Below are 18,629 nucleotides of genomic sequence, written 5' to 3'. Positions count from 1 at the left end.
GGCGGTTCCCACAAAGCGGACTTTTTCACATACCGTGGGCCTGGGCCGCAGCCTGGCCCGGGACTGTTTGACGGAGGAGAAGGCGTGGAATACATCAAACTCGGAAACACCGGCATGGACATCTCACCGTTGGCACTGGGGTGCATGACATATGGGGACCCGGGGCGGGGCACACATGCTTGGACCCTGCCAGAGGACGAGAGCCGCCCCCTGATCCGCCAGGCCGCGGAGGCAGGCATCAACTTCTTTGACACTGCCAACGTTTACTCCAACGGTTCCAGCGAGGAAATAGTGGGCCGGGCTCTGGCCGATTTCACCCGCCGGGAGGAAACCATCATCGCCACCAAGGTGCACGGAGCGATGCGCCAGAGCCCGAACGGGCGGGGGCTCTCGCGCAAGGCCATCTTCGCGGAACTTGATGCCAGCCTCACCCGGTTGGGGACAGACTACGTGGATCTCTACCAGATTCACCGCTGGGACCCGGCCACGCCGATCGAGGAGACCCTGGAAGCCCTCCACGACGTCGTCAAAGCCGGGAAGGTCCGCTACATTGGCGCCTCATCGATGGCCGGCTGGCAGTTCAGCAAAGCCCTGTACCTCCAGCGGTTGAACGGATGGACCCGTTTCGTCACGATGCAGGACCACTACAACTTGGTCTACCGGGAGGAGGAACGCGAAATGCTCCCCTTATGCGCCGACCAGAAGATCGGGGTTCTGCCCTGGAGCCCGCTGGCACGCGGGAAGCTCACACGGGACTGGGACGAGAAAACCAACCGCTCGGAAAAGGACGAATTTGGCAAGACGCTCTACACCACCGAGGAAAGCGACCGGGCGGTCGCCGAGGCGGTGCGTGACATCGCCGAACGCCGCGGAGTGCCCCGCGCCCAGATAGCCCTGGCGTGGGTTCGGGCCAACAACGTGGTCAGCGCGCCGATCGTCGGCGCCAGCAAACCGGCCCATCTCCAGGACGCCATAGCCTCACTGGAGCTGACGCTCACCCCGGAGGAAAAGGCGGAACTGGAGAGCCCCTACGTCCCACACGCCGTCGCCGGATACTAAGCACTTCAATCGATAGGGCCCGGTCCTCCGGACCGTAACGCCGGTAGGCCCGGACTACCGGGCCTACCGGCGCGTTACCCAAAGACTTTCCGCGTCCGGGACGCACCAGGACAACAGCTACTCGTGGCGCCCAGCGGGGAGCCGGACGCGCTACCGGTGGAAGACACCGGCGCCCCGGCGATCAAGTGGGCGGCAGAGGGCAGGCCGCGGGCGCCGGAGCGTGCGTAAGTGTCGATGGCTGTGACGTCCTGACCGAGGCTTGTCATGGCCGCAGCGAAGATGTCCATGTCGATGATCTGCAGGTCCTTAAGGTGGTCGGCATTGGTGGTGGTGACGGCACCGGTGAGTGCCTCGAGGGCAAAGCTGCGGCCGGTTCCGAAGAGCAGCAGGTCCGTTAGCGCGCCGAGGTCGAGGTCCAGATTGTTGGCCAGGGCCAGGATGTCCTGGACGTTCTTCTGGTTCATCATCAACAGGGCATTGTTGATGAGTTTTCCTGTCTGACCCGACCCGCCGGCGCCCATGTGGGAGACCTTCCTGGAGAACGCTTCAAAGACGGGCCGGACCGTGGCCAGCGCGTGGCTGGGGCCGCCGACGATAGTCGTCAGCTGACGTGCTTCGGCTCCGGGCCGACCGCCACTGACCGGTGCATCCAGGACGAGGACCCCTACGTCGGCGGCCCGCTCGGCCAAGGCGGCGGCGTAGCCCGGAAGTCCCGTGCCATGGTTGACGAGGATGGTGCCCGGCCGCAGGCTTCCTAGCAGGCCGCCGTCGGTGAGGACCTCTTCGACGTCGGAGTCCTCGCGGAGGCACAATCCGACCATGTCACTGGCTGCGCCGAGCGCGGCGAGGGTGTCGTGTCGGACATAAGGAAGTCCGTCAAGAGCGTCCAGGGAAGCCTCGCGTCGGACCCAGACGTTCAGTTCGAAGCCGGCCTCGGCGATGGCCCGTGCCATGGGGGCACCTTGGTCTCCGAGTCCGACCCAGCCGACACTCAGTTCCAAGGCAGTGCCGGGGGTGTTCGCCAGTGTGGTCGGTGTTGCGTCAGGTGAGCCGGCGCTGCCGGTCATGTCGTTGTCTTTCTGCGTGGAGGGGTTGATGGCTTTCATGCAGTCTTCCCGGCCAGGAGTTCGGTCGAGAGATCCCAGAGGCGCTCAGCGTTGGCCGGATCGAGTGCGTAGGGTGCCACGCCGGTGTAGTCGGGGCCTCGGTGGTCCACGGTACGAGCCTCGTTGACGTCCTCAAAGTAGCGTCCGCCGATGCCCTCAAGCTCGGGGGAAGTCGCCACATACAGGGTGGTCGCCGCACCCTGCTGGGGAGTTTTCTGGCGTTCGATGGGGGTGCGCAGGCCGCCGGTATGGCGCTGAAGGTTTGTGGCGATGGCCCCAGGCATGACGGCGTTGGAAGTGATGCCGTCCTTGGCCCAGCGTGCGGTGACGCCCACGGCGAACAAGGTTGAGGCGGTCTTGGACTGCCCGTAGGCGACAAGAGCGTCATAGGGGATGAAGTTGAAGTGAGGGTCATCGAAGATGACCGGGGAGAACAGGTGTCCGCTGGAGCTCAGGGACACGATACGGGCGTTCCCCGCCTCGGCGAGGGCTCCATGCAGGGCCTGTGCGAGGGCGAAGTGGCCCAGATAGTTCGTGGCGAACTGCATTTCCCAGCCCTCCGGGGTTCGCTCAAGTTCGGGCAGCGCCATGATGCCGGCATTGTTGACCAGCACGTCCAGCGGGCCGGTCCACTCGTCGGCGAATTCGGTGATGGTGGACAGGTCGGCCAGGTCCATTCGGCCCACGAAGATCTTGCTGTTACCTGTTGACTCGCGCAATTCTTCCGCTACTGGCGTCGCGGCCTTGACGTTGCGCACCGCCAGGGTGACTTCGGCCCCGATGTTGGCGAACGCGCGCGCTGTTTCGATTCCGATGCCGGAGGCGCCGCCGGTGACGATGACGCGCTTTCCGGTGAAGTCGATGCCCTCGGTGACATCCGAGGTGGTGGAGCTAAACCCGAACCGGGTGGTGATTCTTGCCATGGGGTTGGTCTTCTTTCGGCAGGTGGGAGGTGTTTTTCGCAGGAGCCGCCCGGCGTCCTTCGGCTGCAAGCCTGAAGGAGCACGGGGTCTAGGCAGCTCCGGGATTCAGTGTGCTCCCGCAGGAATCAGGCAGCCAGAACCCTGTGATTCATATGAATACCGTGGCTACCTTTGGCGTGATTTGGATCCGCCATGGCTGGAGGTTTAGGCCGTGCCCGGGAGTGTCCGGGCCAGTCGTTCCAGTGCCCGTTCGGAGGCGCTGCCTGGCTCGGCGTGGTGAATGACCAGGAGCTGACCGTCCGTTCCGGTGACGGCCAGTTTTTCGTGGAAGAGCTCGAGTTCGCCCACCACCGGGTGATGCAGCAGGCGCTTGCCCGCCACCTTGGGGCGGACATCGTGGCGCCCCCAAAGCTGGCGGAAGTACGTGCTGCGCTCTGATAGCTCAATGACCAGCGCCTCGAGTTGTGGGTCGTTGATGCGCTCCCCCACAGCTGCGCGGAGCCCCGCGGTCGCGTCTTCCATGACGTGTTCCCAGTCCTCGTAGAGCTCACGTTCGGCGGGATCCAAAAATGCTGCCCGCAACACGTTCGTGCCGGGTTCGTTTCTCGGTGACAGGGCAACGGCCAGCGGATTGGCGGCGAGGACGTTCATGTAGCGGTCCTGAACGAAGGCAGGAACGTGCGCCAGCGTGACGAGCAAATACGACAAACCTTCCGCCACCCCGGCCGGCGCAGGACTGGCCACGGCCTGCAGGACCGGTTGCGCGAGCCGGTGTAGATGGACGGTTGAGGGCGGGTCCAGACGCAGGGCGCGTGCCAGAGCGTCGAGTACTTGCGGGGATGGGTGGTGGTCTTTGCCCTGCTCCAGGCGCACGTAGTAATCCACACTGATGCCTGCTAGGCCTGCAACCTCTTCACGGCGAAGACCCGGAACCCGGCGCCGTCCATAGCTGGGCAGTTCGACGTCCTCCGGCCGGACAAGCTTTCGGCGCGCCTGCAGGTACTCTCCGAAAGCGCTGTTCTTTGCCACGGACCTAATCTACGCCCGGGCGCTCATCAAACGCGGCGCTGCCGAACTCAAGCAAGGTAACTATCCATTGCCGTGAGGTCCATTGTCGGGGGACCGAAAACCCGTCTGAAACTGAGATAACACTGTGCCCGAGGTGGGACTCGAACCGGGTTCCAGCCCTTGCATTTCCGCCACTCCCCCGAGAACCTCCGCAATCCGGCCCAATCCGGCACCAGTACGTCGACAGTCTGGAAGATGGGCGTTGGATCGATATTTGGACTCCTGGGGGCCAAGGTTTCCTGAACCACCCCTTACCCGCTGGAAGCCTCCCTAGCCACCCATCCGGGCCTGGTGGGCGGCGGCACTCCGTTCTTCACCTCGCTGGACAGCTGGGCGTACCTGAACCTGGTGGAGACGCGGACGTTTCCCGACGGCGTGGTCCTGACCCGGTACGAGACGAGGCGCTGAGCCCAGTTCCTCCGCGCGGTCGAGGAAGGACGCCACCACCAGCGGCCCCACGTCGACGGGCGGATGCGGCGGTGACGGGAAAATCATGGCTGCGGCGGCGGATTAACTTTTGGGAAGGCCATGGCAGCAAAGCCCATCGGTTCCTGCAAATCACACTCGAGGCCGGCCCGGCCACCACCAGGTCAGGCTCAGCGAGCTCATGATCGGCTCCGGATCGGTTGCCAGGTCATGCCGTTCCGCCCGCCTTCCTGCATGAACAGGTACCTGAGCGAAAAACCGTCTCCGGCCCCAACACGAGCCCGATCGAAAGAATAATCAGTAAGTCATGTTGTACGCGGCCCTAGCCACCATGAACTGGTGAACGCGAAACCAAACGGAAGGACGAACAAAGATGAACTCCCAGCAAAGCCCCCACCGGGCGGTCCGCGGTCCGCCGTAGCCGGCCGCTCCCCCATACAACCGAATAAGTGTATCCGGGACCCCACACACCCGGAACATCAGATCAGAGGCTGGAGAGTGTGGACACTGTCCACACGAATAGACACCAAAAAGCCCCTGAACAGGGAAAACACGTGCCCGACGTGGGACTCGAACCGGGTTCCAGCCCTTGAATTTCCGCCAGTCCCCCGCAAACATCGCCAATCCGGCCCAGTCCGACGCCAGTACGACCCGATCCGAAGCCCAGGGTGTGCACATTGTGCACACCCCCTTTCTTGACCGCTTCGCCGACTCCAACCCGCTGCTTAAACGGCCGTCCGGGTTTTCATCCGCGAACGCAATGAGCTGGCGCCGACGTGAGCTCGCCGTCGTTTCGCAGCTTCTGCCGGGTGTCGGCGTGGTTTTCGCTCAGCGGGCCGGGGCTTTGTTCACTTTGATCGTGATGCGTGATGTGACCGCGTCGGGGCTGACCCCGTTGGTGGCGGTCACTGTAAACGTTGCCTGGCCGGCCGTGGTCGGGGTGCCGGAGAGGACCCCGGTGGTGGAGTTCAGGCTCAGCCCTGTTGGCAGTGCGCCGGAGGATACGCGGAAGGTTGGGGCCGGGCTACCGGTAGCGGTGAAGGTGTAGGTGTAAAAGGTGCGGGTGCTCACTTTGGTCGGGGGCGTGGCCGCGGTGAACACCGGGGCTGCCTGTGCGGGGTTCACGGTGATCGTGATGGAGTCCGTGACCGCGTCAGGGCTGACCCCGTTGGTGGCATTCACCGTAAAAGTTGCCTGGCCGGCCGTGGTCGGGTTGCCGGAAAGGACACCGGTGGTCGTATTCAGGCCCAGACCTGCCGGCAGGGAACCCGAGGACACCGTAAAGTGCGATGCCGGGTTACCGGTGGCGGTGAAGGTGTAGGTGTATGCCGCACCGACGGTGGCGGTGGTTGGGGGTGTGGCCGCGGTGAACACCGGGGGCGCCGGGTTCACCGTGATGACCGACACCGTGCTGGAAAGGTAGTTGGTGACGTAGGCTGTCGACCCGTCCGGGCTGACCGCAACATTCGCCGGACTGTCCCCGACCGGGATTGTAGACGTCACCGTGCCCGATGCGACAGCGATAACAGACACCGTGTTGGAACCTTGGTTGGCCACGTAGGCTGTCGACCCGTCCGGGCTGACCGCAACACCCCACGGAGCCGACCCGACGGTTATCGTGGAGGTCACGGTGCCCGACGCGACACCGATGACCGACACCGTGTTGGAACCGTAGTTGGAGACGTAGGCTCTCGACCCGTCCGGGGTGAACGCAACACCGCCGGGCGCCCCCACGACGTAGATCGTGGCTGTTACCGTGCCCGACGCGACAGCGATGACGGACACCGTGCTGGAACCGGGGTTGGTGACGTAGGCTCTCGACCCGTCCGGGCTGACCGCTACACCGAGCGGCTTTGTCCCGACCGGGATCGTGGAGTTCACCGTGCCCGACGCGACACCGATGACGGAGACCGTGTTGGAACTGTAGTTGGTGACGTAGGCTGTCGACCCGTCCGGGGTGAACGCGACACCGCGTGGAGACCCGACCGGGATCGTGGAGTTCACCGTGCCCGATGCGACACCGATGACGGACACCGTGTTGGAACCGTAGTTGGTGACGTAGGCTGTCGACCCTTCAGGGGTGAACGCCAGAGCTTCCGATATGACCGGGATCGTGGAGGTCACGGTGCCCGACGGGACACTGATGACCGAGACGCCGTGATTGTCGGTGACGTAGGCTGTCGACCCGTCCGGGCTGAACGCAACGCCCTGCGGATTTGGCCCGACCGGGATTGTGGAGGTCACGGTGGCCGCGGCAGTCGCCGGGATATTGCCGACAAGCATGAGTGCCATCAGGATAGTGCTGATGATGGCTACTCGCCGCCGGAACCGGAGGGATGCGGATGCCCCCCGGCGGAACCGGCGTTCGCCGGTGCCCAGTTCTTCCTGGCTTCGGACGGAAGCCCGCCGCTGGTGTGGCAGGGACAATGTTGTTGAGAACCTCATCGGGTCCTCCTCTGCGGGGCCGATGTTGCGCCGAGACCAACGGGTGCCGACGGGCACTCGTAAAATGGTCGGCCGCCGAAATAACGGCTAAACCGAAGTGTATGGACCAAGCCGCCTCTGGGTCACCACTGGAGGGTACCTGTCTTGTGGGCCACTACTACTGGGGCAACATTCGCCAGGCCGACCAGTGAAGCGTCTTGGAGGTCGGCGAGTTCGAGGGCGAGCTGGTTTCGGACGCCGGCGGCGATGTCGGATGGTTCGTTCCGAGCCGCATGTCGTAGGGTTGGATGATCTCGTCAGGGTGGAGGAGACCGTGTTTGGCCGAGAGGATGTACCAGCGGTCGCAGGTCAGTTCGGCGTACGCGGAGGCCTTCTTGAACAGTCGCGAGACGTAGATTTCGCGGGCCGGCGCCGGCCGCTATCCGATGCCTCTTGTGTTGAGGGGATGACAAGCCTGAACCGAGCCGCTACCCTGACGCACAGGGGATGGATGGGCATCTGTTGCGGTCTCAGCTAAGCAGAGGACCCAGCCATGAACCGCCATGTTGCCCCGACCCTATTCATCGCAGCTACGACAGTATTCCTGACATCGTGCACGGCAGTTCCTGGCGCCACCGGACCCACCGCAACTCAGACGGTAACCGAAACCGTGTCCGTGACTCCCCCACCACCGCCGTCCAGCGGGACACCGGCAGCCACCCCCACAGTCAAGCCAACAGACGTGATGCCCTCCACGGCCGCAACCGTGATGGTCACACGCACTCCGGAACCTACCAACACGAAAATTGCCGCTGCCGCTCCGGCGACCGCCCAAGAACTCGCAGCGAACCAACCGCAGGTCTTCTGCCCGGGAGGGTCCCACGAGGGATGTCACAACTACGCCGACATGCCCACCTACCTGACCCACATCCTCGCGCTCATCTCGCCAATGTTTGACGAGCTCTACGGGGCCGCCAACCGGCCCTCCAACTTCTACTACATAGCCGCGGACCAGGCCGGCCCGACCGCCTGCCGTGCATCGGATGGCAATATTGCCGCATACAACCACTTGTCCTACATGTACTGCGGCGGCGATCGGGCGATCTACACGGGTCAAGACAGCCTGTGGCTGTTCTATTCGGAGATCGGAGACGCAGCCCCCGCTGTCGGCTACGCACACGAATGGGGACACCATATCCAGAACATCATGGGGGTACCGCCAGGCAGTACGCTCCAGGAGAGCATCCAGCTGGAGAATCAGGCCGACTGCATTGCCGGCGCCTGGGTGTACTTCGCCCAACAGTCCGGATTCCTGGAGTATCCCAACGATCTAGGCGACATCCAGCGGCTTCTAACGACCATCGCTTCATCGGAATCTGAAGTCAACAGGGACCACGGAACACTACAAGAGCGGTCCGACTCCATTGATTACGGGTACAACTACGGACTCCGGGGATGCAACCAATACTTCCCGGCGACACCTATCTACAACGGCTAACGGGAGCAGATGCGGGCCCCGATCCGGGGACTGGATTCTTCCAGCCCGAGGCGGCCCTCGGTGACACCGACAACCAGGGCGAAGGCGTCATCTGTGTTGAAGTCGTGCCGGTAGCTGTCCAGCCACAGGAATAGCACCATCAGGGTCAAAGGAGGTGCGCTTGTTCCCGTCCACGAGAGGGTGGTTCCGGGCGGCGGATTCGAGAAGGACGGCGGCCTTCAGCTATTCATTGTCCGCTGGAAGTTGTCCGGCAAGAAGGAACGACTGCCGGTTCGGAAGTTTGGACTGCTGGCCGTGTAATTCTGTCCCTCCCATAACACCTCAGCGCGTGCAAAGCGCCTCCGGAGCACTTGTGCTCCCTCCCTGTTAGCGGCACAATAACTCCCACCACAGACGCCTCACAGTCTGGCTGAATCTCATTAAGGGAGAACCCCGTGGGAGAGCCACGAACGGACCTGCCAGCGGACCAGTCACGCGAGTTGATTACCGAGCTGGCCAGGTTGGTCATTGATCGTGCGGCGCCCGATGAGTTGATGACGTTCGACGAAGTCGTTGAGGAATACTATGCACATCCACAATCGACTCTAATGCTCATCAAGAAAGACGAAGCAGTAGGATTCGGCCTTGAACTGGTCTTGTTGACTCCCTTCGCCATGGCAGTAGCCGAGTTTGTCATTGGTTTCGTGGGCGACCTGCTACGCGACGTCGCCAAAGATGCGGCCAAATCCCCCATCTCGGATGCCCTGAAGCGAGTGTTGCGGGGGCGTACCGACCAGGCATCTCCGCCTGATGAGATGGATCTAACCAAGGCACAGCGGGCGCAAATTTTTGCGGCTGCCAAAGAGCAGTCCGCCCGATTGGGGCTTGACGAGGACAAAGCTGTTCTGTTAGGAAACGCGATCATTGGGGTGCTTGGCAACTAGTTCTTTCTTTAGCCTGTAAGCCCAGTAGAGGGGTGGAAGTGTGGAAAAGAACCCGTTGGCCTCAACCGTGGTGGTTCGCCGTGTCAATGTACTTGCATTTCCGGCACCGACCACGGGGTTGTATCTCCTGTTCATTGCCGCCCTCCTTGGCGTTGGCCTATTCGTGGGTTCCTGGATGCACAACGTAGTCCTGGGGAAAGAGTGGATACAGGCGCTCAATAACTGCTTAGCCTTGGAAGTTGACCAGCAACGGGGCTGCACGGCTCCTACTGAGTTCAGGCGTGGTTTGTGGTCATTTGCGGGTGCAGTCCTGGTGGCAGGGCTCGCTGTAGCGGTGTTATACGCCGTCCCCTCTGTGATCAGGCGCCGTCGTACGCTTGAGCTGCCGATGCCAAAGCATCAGGCGGTGGTGGAGCGTTTTGGACAGTTGGCTTCGCAGGCAAGTTTGCTCCGGGTGCCGAGGCTGTACATTGGACCCGCAAGGATGGGCGACGCCTTCTCGTTCGGGAGGCCGGGCTCGCCCGCTGTGGCGCTTCCACCCAAGATCGTGGGCATGTTGGTGCGGCCAGGGCCGGCGGATGGCGTAGTGCTCCACGAGTTCGCGCACATCCGGCACCGGGACGTAGAACTGGCCTGGACGGCACGTAGCGCTTGGTACGTGGCGCTGTTGGCCCTTTTGTTCCCAATAGTGGGGGCTTTGTGGGAGGGCCCTTCCGTCCTCCCCAACTATCTATGGCGCGCGGCATTGCTTGCCGTTGTTGTGGAGATCGTGACGGCCGCCGTGCTCAGGGCACGCGAGTACGACGCGGACCTTCGAGCCACTGCGGAGCTACCATCGCTAGAGGCCGTAAGGTCGGGTTTGGGCCTGCTGGGCACCGGCAGTCCTCTCAATTGGCTTCGGCGCTTGCGCATGCGCCACCCGACGCGGACCGAACGGCTCGATGTCCTCGAGTCGCCACATCTGGCGACTGGCAGCAGCTTTCTCCAAGCACTCTGTGCGGGACTCCTTGCTGGAGTTCTGGGTCCACTGGTGGTCAGCACGGCGACTCCATTGCTGTCCGGAACAGAAATCGTTCTGGGCGGAATCTGGACATCAGCGGCGGTGACGGGGTCACTCTTGGGATTGACCGTGGGTCTGGACATCTGGAGATCACAATTCGCCTATTCCTTGGCTCATGGAACCAATAGGCCCGGCTCGCAGACGATGTGCGGTGTCTTCATAACGGCAGCGGGTGTGTCGGCGGGCTTGGCACTTGGACAACTCATCTCGTTGGCAGGGATCGGTCAGGACGCCTCGGCCCTGTTGGACCCCATGACATTGATCGCCCCCATAATTGCCGGCCTTGGCACAGTATTTATCTGCGCAGCGTTCGGAGCTGTTTGCCTACCCTTAGCGCTTCTCGTGACACGTCCATGGCACTTCTGGCTCCCTGCCGTGCTGCTCAACATCGCTATCTTCCTAGTGGCCACATGGATCGGGGACAGCCTGGACCTAGCGTTGACGAGCTTCGGGTGGTTGGGGGCCTCCATGTGGATCCAGGATGGCTACGACGAATGGCCAGGAATTGGTTTGGCAGTGTTGCTGACTGTCGTGGCCTTCATAGCTGCGCTCCTTGGACCCATGTCACGTCGACGCGGTGCCCGGGAATGGATGTATTTCCCGAGCCACACATCCGGGGCCACGTATTCGAGCCCCGCCCTTTCAGCGACCGGCAGAACGCTCCGGTTTCCGCTGGTCTTAGGCCTCGCGGCAGGCCTTGCGGGGAGCATTTTCCTAGTCTCGCAACTTCTGCTCACCGGTCCGATCACGACAACCGAGGCTGCTGCTCAGGCTAACTCCTTGTGGGTATCGACGACCGTGGTCTGCTGGGTAGCCACGGGTGCAATTCTTTGTTTGATCGACCCCGTCGCGGGTCCTGCGAAAGTTTTCATCGCCGGGCCGTTGAGCTTGGGGTTTTGTGCCCTTGGTGTGGCTGTTTTCTGGTTCGCAAGCACTGACTCGGCCCCTATAAACCTTCTCTGGTCCATCTGGTCTACCGCCATGGAGCGTGGTCTTGCGGTCTCAATCTTGATTGTTGGCCTGGTAGTCCCTGTCCGTTACGCCACAGTGGCCGCGCGCCGCCGGTATCGCAGAGGACAGCCCTGAGCCATTGAGTCTGAGGCCTAAGTGCCGAGGTGCCGAGGTGCCGAGGTGCCGAGGTGCCAGCACAACGCCTAGACCCTGCCGCAGCACACTAGCTCTGGGCGCTGATCCACGCATACACACCCAGCAGTACCCGACACTCCGCCCCCATCCGCACCGCCATCGCCTTCATCAACGGGTGGGAAGGCAGAGGCAGCAAGGCCCACCAACTCCTACAACTCGCCCCCGACGCCGGCGCGCCAGCCGACCGGCCAGGCTCTGCGAGCTCATGATCAGCTCCGGAGCAGTGGCCATGTCATGCCGTTCCCGACGCATTCCTGCATGAACAGGCAACAGAACGGAAAATCCGGACCAGCCGCAACCCCGAGGTCGATCGAACGAATAATGAGCAAATCATGTCGTGCGCGGCCGTGGCCACCATGAAGTGATGAACGCAAACCTCAAGGGAAGGACGGACAAGGATGAAACCCAGAAAAGGGACCACAGGGCGGTGCCCGGTCCGCCGTAGGCAGCCGCTCCCCCAGAAAACCGAATAGGCCGCTGCCGGGACCCCGCACATCCGGAACATCAGATCAGAGGCAAGAGTGTGCACAATGTGCCCACCAGAAACACCAAAAAGCCCCTGAACAGCGGAAACACTGTGCCCGAGGTGGGACTCGAACCGGGTTCCAGCAGTCGAAAAGCCGCCACTTTCCGGCAAACATCGCCAATCCGGCCCAGTCCGTCACCAGTACGACCCGCTCCGAAGCCCAGGGTGTGCACATTGTGCACACCCCCTTTTTTGCCCACTTCGGTGCCCCCAGCCAGGCTGCATAAACGGCCGCCCGGGCGGGGCGCGATTTCGCTCCAATGGTGCCCCCCTCGCCGAAGAACGGACAGGACCTGACGCCCCGATGAGCTAAAGCCATTCATTCGGACTGAGCCGCGTACACTTCGGACACCACTGGCTCACCGACGTTATGGCCGCGTGGATGCTCGGCGACGCATGGCTGGACATGGTCATCACCGCGCGCCGCCTCCACCTGACAAGCCGGGCAAAACCTCTGGCCGTCACGCGGGCCAGAGGCAGACACCTGAATATGTGACGCCCTTGTGCCTGCCCGCCGCGGTGTTGAAACTTGGTCGTAAGAGCAATTTCGGCTACCAGGATGCGTCGTTCGAGGAGGAACCATGAGCAACAGTGAAGAACTGCGGCAGGCGTACGAGCGGCTCATTGCAGCCGTTGCCGCAAATGACGAGGATGCGCTGGCCCAGGTCGTCAGCACTGGCATTGAAGACCGGAGTGCCGGTCCCGGACAGCTTCCAGGTCTGGCCGGAATTGTCTCCTGGATGCAAGGGCTCCATGCCGGCTTCTCCGGCTTCACGGGGACCGTCGAGGACACCGTCGTCGAAGGCGATAAGGTTGCCGGCCGGATAACCTGGCAGGGGACGAACACAGGGCACTTTCTGGGGTTGGCCGCTACCGGCAAACCGGTGAAGATAGCCTCCATGCACATCCTCCGCTTTGAGGACGGGCGCGCTGTCGAATGGTGGGGTGTGCCTGATCTCTTCGGAGCGCTCACCGAACTGGGCGCCCGCTTCGAACTCCCACCCGACTAAGTACCTCAAATCCAGTTGGGTGCTACAACTGCATAACCCTAGGAGCGCAGGGGGCCTTGCAGTTCGGTTGGGAGTGAACGAATCGGGCCCAGGTGGGATGAGCCCTTGCTTAGAACAGGCCCCCGTATCCCGAGGAGGTTATGCGATCGATGACGTTGGTCATTCTAAGTTCAGGCATCCCTGACTATGGCGAATGCCCCCAGACCACACTGGCGGAAAACATAAGCAAAAGCGGCCCGCGGCTCTCTCGAGCGCGGACCGCTTTCCCCTGCCTTCTTGATAATCCCGCTACATATCAGCTTAGAGGCAGTTCTTGCCGTCTAAATATGCTTTGCGCCAGCGCGCAACCACCACTTGCCGGAACAATCCGGCGCGGCTAAATGGGTCGGCGGCGATAAATTCCTCCGCCGCCGTCCGGTCCTCCACGTCCAGCAGGTAGATTCCTCCGGAAGCAGTTTGCCCGTCGTCGGAGAGTTTGGCACCGCAGGCCAGCAGCAGCCCGGCGCGGCTGTCCAGGTAGCGCAGGTGCTCCTCGCGTACCGCCAATCGCAACGCTTCCGCATCCGGCTTGTCATAGGTCTCAATTAGGTAGGGCATCTAGTGGATGTCCGAGGGGTGCTTGGCCAGCGGAATTATCCCGATGTCCATGAACGGGAACAAGGGCAGGTTCGAGATCATCTCGTGCAGTTCGTCGTTGCTCTCCGCTTCGAATACCGAGTAGTTGGCGTACTCTCCGACTACTCGCCAGATGCTGACCCATTTGCCCTCGCGCTGGAGGTTCTGTGAGTATTCCTTCTCCACAGGGCATCGGCGCCGGTAACATCCTGGAATTCAGGGCCCCGACAACGTGGCGGTTGGACTCTTCGCCCTGCCTGAGATGTGTTCGACCTGAGGCGTTTGGATGCGCTGCCTGACCGCGTATCGCTGCACCGTCGGGCCTTTCGACAGGTGACCCCTGGCCGGAGATGTTGCACCGCCCACTACAGTGAAGTCATGTTGCACTCAACCCGGCAAGGCTCCGGTAAGCCACTCCTCCTGATCCATGGGCTCGGTTCCAGTATTGGCAACTGGAACCCGATAATCCCGGCGCTGGCCGCTGAACGCGATGTCATCGCCGTCGACCTCCCCGGTTGCGGCGAATCCGCGCCGCTGGCCGGCGAAACCACCATTGCCACGCTGACCGATGCCGTCGAAGCCTTTATCCGCGACGCGGAACTGGGCGACATTGATCTGGCAGGCAGCTCCATGGGCGCCCGGATGGCGATGGAAATGGCACGGCGAGGGCACGCTGGCACCACGATCGCACTGGACCCTGGTGGATTCTGGAATGACCGCCAGGCAGCGATCTTTGGAGCAAGCATCAAGGCATCCGTCGCACTGGTACGCCGTATCCAACCGGCGCTCCCCTTCCTCACGGGCAACCCCGTTGGCCGCACGGCCCTGTTGGCTCAGTTCTCCGCCCATCCATGGAAGCTGCCGCAGGATTTGGTCCTGCATGAACTTCGCGGGTTCAAGACATCGACCAGTCTGGACCCTGCCCTCAACGCGCTGATTCACGGACCCCGCCAGGAAGGCGCACCGGCCGGTTCACTCAAGGGCAAAGTGGTCATTGGATGGGGGCGGAAGGACAAGGTCACCGCTCCCAGTGAGGCGGCGCGGGCCATGGAGCTGTTCCCGGACGCAACGCTCCACTGGTTCGAAAGCTGCGGTCACTTCCCGCACTGGGACCAACCAACGGAGGCGGCGCGCCTGATCCTCGATAGCACCGGCTGAGCTGCGGCTGAACGCCGGGGGCGGAGCCATTATGTTTGAGTTGGCCTCCGAAAGGTGGAACCTGCGACGGCTGGGGATGACGCCTCAGTCTCGGGAGGCATCGACGCCGCCGTGCACTAACGAGAGGCTGTCCGAGGATCCTGTAAGCGTTGCAACCATGACGACACATCAGATCACCCTTGGTGCGATCAACCTGGAGGCTCAGAATCCAGCCACGCTTGCCGATTTTTGGGCGTCCGTGACCGGCGCCTTGCCCTCACCGGGCGGCGACAGCGTCTACCTGCCATCTGCGGGTCCCGGAGGGTTCGCAATGTTCTTCCAACCCATGACCGGTCCTCGCCCCGAGCACCAAACGTTCCACCTAGATCTGACCGTGCCCTGGGGGTCACGACAGGCCGAGGTCAGACGCCTCCTCGACCTCGGTGCCACTTACCAGTGGGACGTCCTTGACGAATTCCCACACGTGCAGTGGACCACCCTTGCTGACCGGGAGGGGAACCTCTTCTGCGTGGCCGAACACCCACCCACAGACCAACAGGGTTTGTGACCCGACCCAAGTCAAGCATCGGGTGTGTGAGACGCTCCGCCAACGGGCGCCACGAAAACACCCAAAGACTCTGATCGCCTGCGCGCTCTTAAGCTCCCACAGCTGGATCAATTCGGACTATCCACGGCTGAAGATGGGTGTGCGGTCCGGACGCCGTGGCTCGGTTTTCGTCGCTCACCATCGTCACAGCGTGGAGCCAGTTTCAGCTTCCCGTGCAGGGCCAGAAATATTCGACACACAGGCAAGAACCGTTCGAGCCGCATCTGCCCACTCTCAACACAACCCGGTACGACAAAGACAGATCCGGAAATCTTGCCATGAACAGTCGTGACCGGAATTAGTGCAAACGAGCCGAGGCGACTCCGCTCGCCCAGCCGGCATCAGGTCATGCGGTTCAAGACCCTCCCCGCCATGAACAGATAACCAGCGACACCGCTGCCCAAACCCAGGACAAGGCACAGCCACCAACAAAAGGGCCCCCGAGGGGGGTCCATCAGTGAACAGTTTGTGCACACTCAGAGGCCCACAGGCCTCTGACCTCCGGAAACACTGTGCCCGAGGTGGGACTCGAACCCACACACCTTTCGATACCGCATTTTGAGTGCGGCGCGTCTGCCAATTCCGCCACTCGGGCGCGGAGTACACCGGCTGTCATATTCGCTTGCTCCAGGCTGCTGTGAGCAACGCGATCGCTTCCGGTGCGCGAAATTACTCTACATGCAGATAGGCTGAATTCCAGAATCGCGCCAGTGACGCCGCATCGATCCCTACCGGCCCCCAGTACACCAGCGGACTTGCCTCAGATGGTCTAGTTCCCGCCGTACCTTTCCAAGGAGTACCCGTGTCAGAACAGACGGAGTCAACCCCCACTTCCCAGCCGGCGCGCCGCGTCGTGGTCGCCGAGGATGAGACCCTCATCCGCCTGGACATCATCGAGATCCTGCGCGGCGAGGGCTACGACGTCGTCGGCGAAGCGGACAACGGCGAGAAGGCCGTACAGCTCGCGGAGGAACTGAAGCCGGACCTCGTCCTGATGGACGTCAAGATGCCTGTCATGGACGGGATCTCCGCCGCCGAAAAGATCGTCAAGGCCCGCATCGCCCCCGTGGTGCTGCTGACCGCGTTCAGCCAGAAGGAACTGGTGGAGCGCGCCCGCGACGCCGGCGCCATGGCCTACGTGGTGAAGCCTTTCACCCCGGCGGACCTGATCCCGGCCCTGGAGATCGCTCTGTCCCGGCACGAGGAAATCAAGGCCCTTGAAAGCGAGGTCAGCGACCTGCAGGAGCAGTTCGCCACCCGCAAGCTCGTTGAACGCGCCAAGAGCCTGCTCACCACCAAGATGGGCCTGACGGAGCCGGAAGCGTTCCGCTGGATCCAGAAGACCTCGATGGACCGCCGCCTGAGCATGCGCGAGGTTGCCGAGACCATCATCAACCAGGTCAACTAGGCTCCACGCCGGCCACGCAACAAAAGGGCCAGGCAACAATAAGGGAGGGTCCCCGCCGCTGATGTTCAGCGGCGGGGACCCTCCCTTTGCCATACCTGGGAAGAACTAGATCTTGGAGTTCTTCTTCTTCTTTTCCGGCCAAGGGCCGAGCTTGTCCTTGGTGACGGCGTTGTCGCCGTGGCTGCCGGCGTCGGCCAGGTCACCCACCTTGTGGACCTTGAGCATGTTGGTCGAACCGGCCTTGCCGGGAGGCGATCCGGCGGCGATGACCACCATGTCGCCGTCCTCGACCAGGTCCATCTCGAGCAGGTTGCGGTCAACCTGGGCGGTCATCTCGTCGGTGTGGCCCACCATCGGGACCAGTACCGGCTGGATGCCCCAGGTCAGCGCGAGCTGGTTCCAGACGTGCTCCACCGGGGTGAACGCGAAGACCGGACGGATCGGGCGCAGCCGCGAAAGGCGGCGGGCGGAGTCGCCGGACTGGGTGAAGGTACAGATGTACTTCGCTTCCAGCTGGTCGGCGATTTCGACGGCGGCACGGGTGATGGCGCCGCCGCGCGTCTTGGGCTTGGTGCCCAGCGGGGGGACGCGCTCCAGGCCGTGGACCTCGGTGGATTCAATGATCCGGGCCATGGTCTTGACGGTCTCGATCGGGAACTTGCCCACGCTGGTCTCGCCCGAGAGCATGACGGCGTCCGCGCCGTCGAGCACGGCGTTGGCGCAGTCGGAGGCCTCGGCGCGCGTCGGGCGCGGGTTGTCGATCATGGATTCGAGCACCTGGGTGGCCACGATGACCGGCTTGGCCCAGCGGCGGGCGAGCTCGACGGCGCGCTTCTGCACGATCGGCACTTCCTCGAGCGGAAGCTCCACACCGAGGTCGCCACGAGCCACCATGATGGCGTCGAAGGCGTCGATGATTTCCGGGAGCTGCTCCACGGCCTGCGGCTTTTCGATCTTGGCGATCACCGGCACGCGGCGGCCTTCTTCGTCCATGATTTCGTGGACGCGCTTGATGTCCGAGGCGTCGCGGACAAAGGAGAGGGCCACCATGTCCACGCCGCGGCGCATGGCCCAGCGGAGGTCGTCCTCATCCTTTTCGCTCAGCGCGGGGACGTTGACGGCCACGCCCGGCAGGTTGATTCCCTTGTTGTTGGACACGTAGCCGCCAACGACCACCTGCGCGACGACCTTGACGTCGTCGACCTCGATGGCGCGCAGGGCGACCTTGCCGTCGTCGATCAGCAGTGCATCACCCGGGTTGACGTCCTCGGTGAGGCTCTTGAGCGTCGTGGAGCAGATGTCCTTGGTGCCGGGGACGTCCTCGGTGGTGATCGTGAAGGTGTCACCGACGGCGAGCAGGTGCGGGCCGTCCACGAAGCGTCCGAGGCGGATCTTGGGGCCCTGCAGGTCGGCCATGATGGCGACGGCCTTGCCGAGCTGCCCGGCGGCCTTGCGGACGTTGTCGTAGGTGTTGTCGTGCACGGAGTAGTCTCCGTGGCTCATGTTCATCCGGGCCACGTCGACCCCGGCTTCCAGCACGGCCAGCGTGTTCTCGAAGCTCGCGATCGCCGGTCCGAAGGTGGCCACAATTTTAGCGCGTCTCATATACCTACCCTAGTTGTCTCTTGGTTGTTTTAAGTTGTCGCGGGGAAGAACGGCCGGTGTCCGGCCCGGGCCCCGACGGGGCCGGGAC

General features: G+C 62.8%; 17 protein-coding genes, 1 tRNA gene and 2 pseudogenes. 9 read left to right on the top strand and 11 right to left on the bottom strand.

Going from position 1 to position 18,629, the window contains the following annotated elements; translation table 11 throughout:
* The first annotated feature begins 84 nt into the window (after positions 1-84).
* The gene (locus FFF93_RS07285) at positions 85-1,059 is read left to right on the top strand and encodes an aldo/keto reductase (protein ID WP_138769507.1); all 975 of its coding nucleotides are present in this window, start codon (positions 85-87) and stop codon (positions 1,057-1,059) included.
* A 74-nt stretch (positions 1,060-1,133) separates the two neighbouring features.
* Here the strand turns inward: FFF93_RS07285 and FFF93_RS07280 are convergent, their stop codons facing one another.
* The 3 genes from FFF93_RS07280 to FFF93_RS07270 form a co-directional block, all read right to left on the bottom strand.
* Positions 1,134-2,165, bottom strand: coding sequence for an NAD(P)-dependent oxidoreductase (locus tag FFF93_RS07280; RefSeq protein WP_261375358.1), 1,032 nt, complete (start codon positions 2,163-2,165; stop codon positions 1,134-1,136).
* Entirely contained in the window at positions 2,162-3,088 is a 927-nt protein-coding gene (locus FFF93_RS07275) for an SDR family NAD(P)-dependent oxidoreductase (RefSeq protein ID WP_138769508.1), read from the bottom strand. The genes FFF93_RS07280 and FFF93_RS07275 overlap by 4 nt, the downstream gene beginning before the upstream one ends.
* A gap of 204 nt (positions 3,089-3,292) precedes the next feature.
* Complete coding sequence (locus FFF93_RS07270) at positions 3,293-4,117, bottom strand: helix-turn-helix domain-containing protein (protein ID WP_138769509.1); 825 nt, start codon at positions 4,115-4,117, stop codon at positions 3,293-3,295.
* Positions 4,118-4,417: 300 nt separating this feature from the next.
* On the opposite strand from FFF93_RS07270, the pseudogene FFF93_RS07265 reads away from it, so the two are divergent.
* Positions 4,418-4,564 (top strand): annotated as a pseudogene (locus FFF93_RS07265) (dihydrofolate reductase); the annotation flags it as partial.
* Between the two features lie 846 nt (positions 4,565-5,410).
* Here the strand turns inward: FFF93_RS07265 and FFF93_RS07260 are convergent.
* Together FFF93_RS07260 and FFF93_RS17225 are read right to left on the bottom strand one after the other, a co-directional pair.
* Positions 5,411-6,874, bottom strand: coding sequence for a putative Ig domain-containing protein (locus FFF93_RS07260; RefSeq protein ID WP_138769510.1), 1,464 nt, complete (start codon positions 6,872-6,874; stop codon positions 5,411-5,413).
* A 310-nt stretch (positions 6,875-7,184) separates the two neighbouring features.
* Positions 7,185-7,409 carry a DUF6884 domain-containing protein gene (locus FFF93_RS17225; protein WP_395858435.1) on the bottom strand — a complete coding sequence of 75 codons (225 nt, stop codon included), beginning with the start codon at positions 7,407-7,409 and terminating at the stop codon, positions 7,185-7,187.
* 504 nt (positions 7,410-7,913) lie between these two features.
* On the opposite strand from FFF93_RS17225, the gene FFF93_RS16930 reads away from it, so the two are divergent.
* On the top strand, positions 7,914-8,504 hold the full coding sequence (locus FFF93_RS16930) for a neutral zinc metallopeptidase (RefSeq protein ID WP_186372252.1): 591 nt from the start codon (positions 7,914-7,916) through the stop codon (positions 8,502-8,504).
* Here FFF93_RS16930 and FFF93_RS17100 read toward each other — a convergent pair.
* Both FFF93_RS17100 and FFF93_RS17220 read right to left on the bottom strand, forming a co-directional pair.
* Positions 8,501-8,644, bottom strand: coding sequence for a hypothetical protein (locus FFF93_RS17100; protein WP_261375357.1), 144 nt, complete (start codon positions 8,642-8,644; stop codon positions 8,501-8,503). The two genes, FFF93_RS16930 and FFF93_RS17100, sit on opposite strands and share 4 nt — an antisense overlap.
* Positions 8,592-8,726 (bottom strand): Fic family protein, encoded by a 135-nt coding sequence (locus FFF93_RS17220; protein WP_261375411.1) that lies wholly within the window; start codon positions 8,724-8,726, stop codon positions 8,592-8,594. The genes FFF93_RS17100 and FFF93_RS17220 overlap by 53 nt, the downstream gene beginning before the upstream one ends.
* Before the next feature lie 257 nt (positions 8,727-8,983).
* Between FFF93_RS17220 and FFF93_RS07245 the strand changes: the two genes are divergently transcribed.
* The 3 genes from FFF93_RS07245 (at position 8,984) to FFF93_RS07230 (ending at position 13,169) form a co-directional block, all read left to right on the top strand.
* Complete coding sequence (locus tag FFF93_RS07245) at positions 8,984-9,427, top strand: hypothetical protein (protein WP_138769512.1); 444 nt, start codon at positions 8,984-8,986, stop codon at positions 9,425-9,427.
* Positions 9,428-9,467: 40 nt separating this feature from the next.
* The gene (locus FFF93_RS07240) at positions 9,468-11,573 is read left to right on the top strand and encodes a M56 family metallopeptidase (protein WP_138769513.1); all 2,106 of its coding nucleotides are present in this window, start codon (positions 9,468-9,470) and stop codon (positions 11,571-11,573) included.
* 1,167 nt (positions 11,574-12,740) lie between these two features.
* Positions 12,741-13,169: an ester cyclase gene (locus tag FFF93_RS07230; RefSeq protein WP_138769514.1), complete on the top strand. Its 429-nt coding sequence runs from the start codon at positions 12,741-12,743 to the stop codon at positions 13,167-13,169.
* A gap of 300 nt (positions 13,170-13,469) precedes the next feature.
* On the opposite strand, the gene FFF93_RS07225 is transcribed toward FFF93_RS07230, so the two are convergent.
* Both FFF93_RS07225 and FFF93_RS07220 read right to left on the bottom strand, forming a co-directional pair.
* Positions 13,470-13,766, bottom strand: coding sequence for a YciI family protein (locus FFF93_RS07225; protein ID WP_138769515.1), 297 nt, complete (start codon positions 13,764-13,766; stop codon positions 13,470-13,472).
* A pseudogene (locus FFF93_RS07220) lies at positions 13,767-13,967 on the bottom strand (muconolactone Delta-isomerase family protein); the annotation flags it as partial.
* A 195-nt stretch (positions 13,968-14,162) separates the two neighbouring features.
* On the opposite strand from FFF93_RS07220, the gene FFF93_RS07215 reads away from it, so the two are divergent.
* On the top strand, positions 14,163-14,942 hold the full coding sequence (locus FFF93_RS07215; RefSeq protein WP_138769517.1) for an alpha/beta fold hydrolase: 780 nt from the start codon (positions 14,163-14,165) through the stop codon (positions 14,940-14,942).
* A 31-nt stretch (positions 14,943-14,973) separates the two neighbouring features.
* Positions 14,974-15,489, top strand: a complete 516-nt coding sequence (locus FFF93_RS07210) for a VOC family protein (protein ID WP_315851472.1) — start codon at positions 14,974-14,976, stop codon at positions 15,487-15,489.
* 552 nt (positions 15,490-16,041) lie between these two features.
* On the opposite strand, the gene FFF93_RS07205 is transcribed toward FFF93_RS07210, so the two are convergent.
* A tRNA-Leu gene (locus FFF93_RS07205) sits at positions 16,042-16,123 on the bottom strand.
* Between the two features lie 207 nt (positions 16,124-16,330).
* On the opposite strand from FFF93_RS07205, the gene FFF93_RS07200 reads away from it, so the two are divergent.
* Positions 16,331-16,936, top strand: a complete 606-nt coding sequence (locus FFF93_RS07200) for an ANTAR domain-containing response regulator (protein ID WP_056739732.1) — start codon at positions 16,331-16,333, stop codon at positions 16,934-16,936.
* A gap of 105 nt (positions 16,937-17,041) precedes the next feature.
* On the opposite strand, the gene pyk is transcribed toward FFF93_RS07200, so the two are convergent.
* Positions 17,042-18,541 carry a pyruvate kinase gene (pyk, locus tag FFF93_RS07195; RefSeq protein ID WP_138769519.1) on the bottom strand — a complete coding sequence of 500 codons (1,500 nt, stop codon included), beginning with the start codon at positions 18,539-18,541 and terminating at the stop codon, positions 17,042-17,044.
* Between the last annotated feature and the right edge of the window lie 88 nt (positions 18,542-18,629).

Source organism: Arthrobacter sp. KBS0702, from assembly GCF_005937985.2.
Classification (GTDB): Bacteria; Actinomycetota; Actinomycetes; order Actinomycetales; family Micrococcaceae; genus Arthrobacter.
The sequence above is the reverse complement of the archived record's forward strand: the minus strand, read 5'-3'. Positions and strand labels throughout refer to the sequence as shown.

What these genes read in the sequence shown, in the direction of transcription:
- FFF93_RS07260 (WP_138769510.1), bottom strand. Translation starts at nt 6,874, where the DNA reads ATGGCACTCATGCTTGTCGGCAATATCCCGGCGACTGCCGCGGCCACC.
- FFF93_RS17100 (WP_261375357.1), bottom strand. Translation starts at nt 8,644, where the DNA reads ATGGTGCTATTCCTGTGGCTGGACAGCTACCGGCACGACTTCAACACA.
- pyk (WP_138769519.1), bottom strand. Translation starts at nt 18,541, where the DNA reads ATGAGACGCGCTAAAATTGTGGCCACCTTCGGACCGGCGATCGCGAGC.
- FFF93_RS07215 (WP_138769517.1), top strand. Translation starts at nt 14,163, where the DNA reads ATGTTGCACTCAACCCGGCAAGGCTCCGGTAAGCCACTCCTCCTGATC.
- FFF93_RS07225 (WP_138769515.1), bottom strand. Translation starts at nt 13,766, where the DNA reads ATGCCCTACCTAATTGAGACCTATGACAAGCCGGATGCGGAAGCGTTG.
- FFF93_RS16930 (WP_186372252.1), top strand. Translation starts at nt 7,914, where the DNA reads ATGCCCACCTACCTGACCCACATCCTCGCGCTCATCTCGCCAATGTTT.
- FFF93_RS07280 (WP_261375358.1), bottom strand. Translation starts at nt 2,165, where the DNA reads ATGAAAGCCATCAACCCCTCCACGCAGAAAGACAACGACATGACCGGC.
- FFF93_RS07230 (WP_138769514.1), top strand. Translation starts at nt 12,741, where the DNA reads ATGAGCAACAGTGAAGAACTGCGGCAGGCGTACGAGCGGCTCATTGCA.
- FFF93_RS07210 (WP_315851472.1), top strand. Translation starts at nt 14,974, where the DNA reads ATGTTTGAGTTGGCCTCCGAAAGGTGGAACCTGCGACGGCTGGGGATG.
- FFF93_RS07275 (WP_138769508.1), bottom strand. Translation starts at nt 3,088, where the DNA reads ATGGCAAGAATCACCACCCGGTTCGGGTTTAGCTCCACCACCTCGGAT.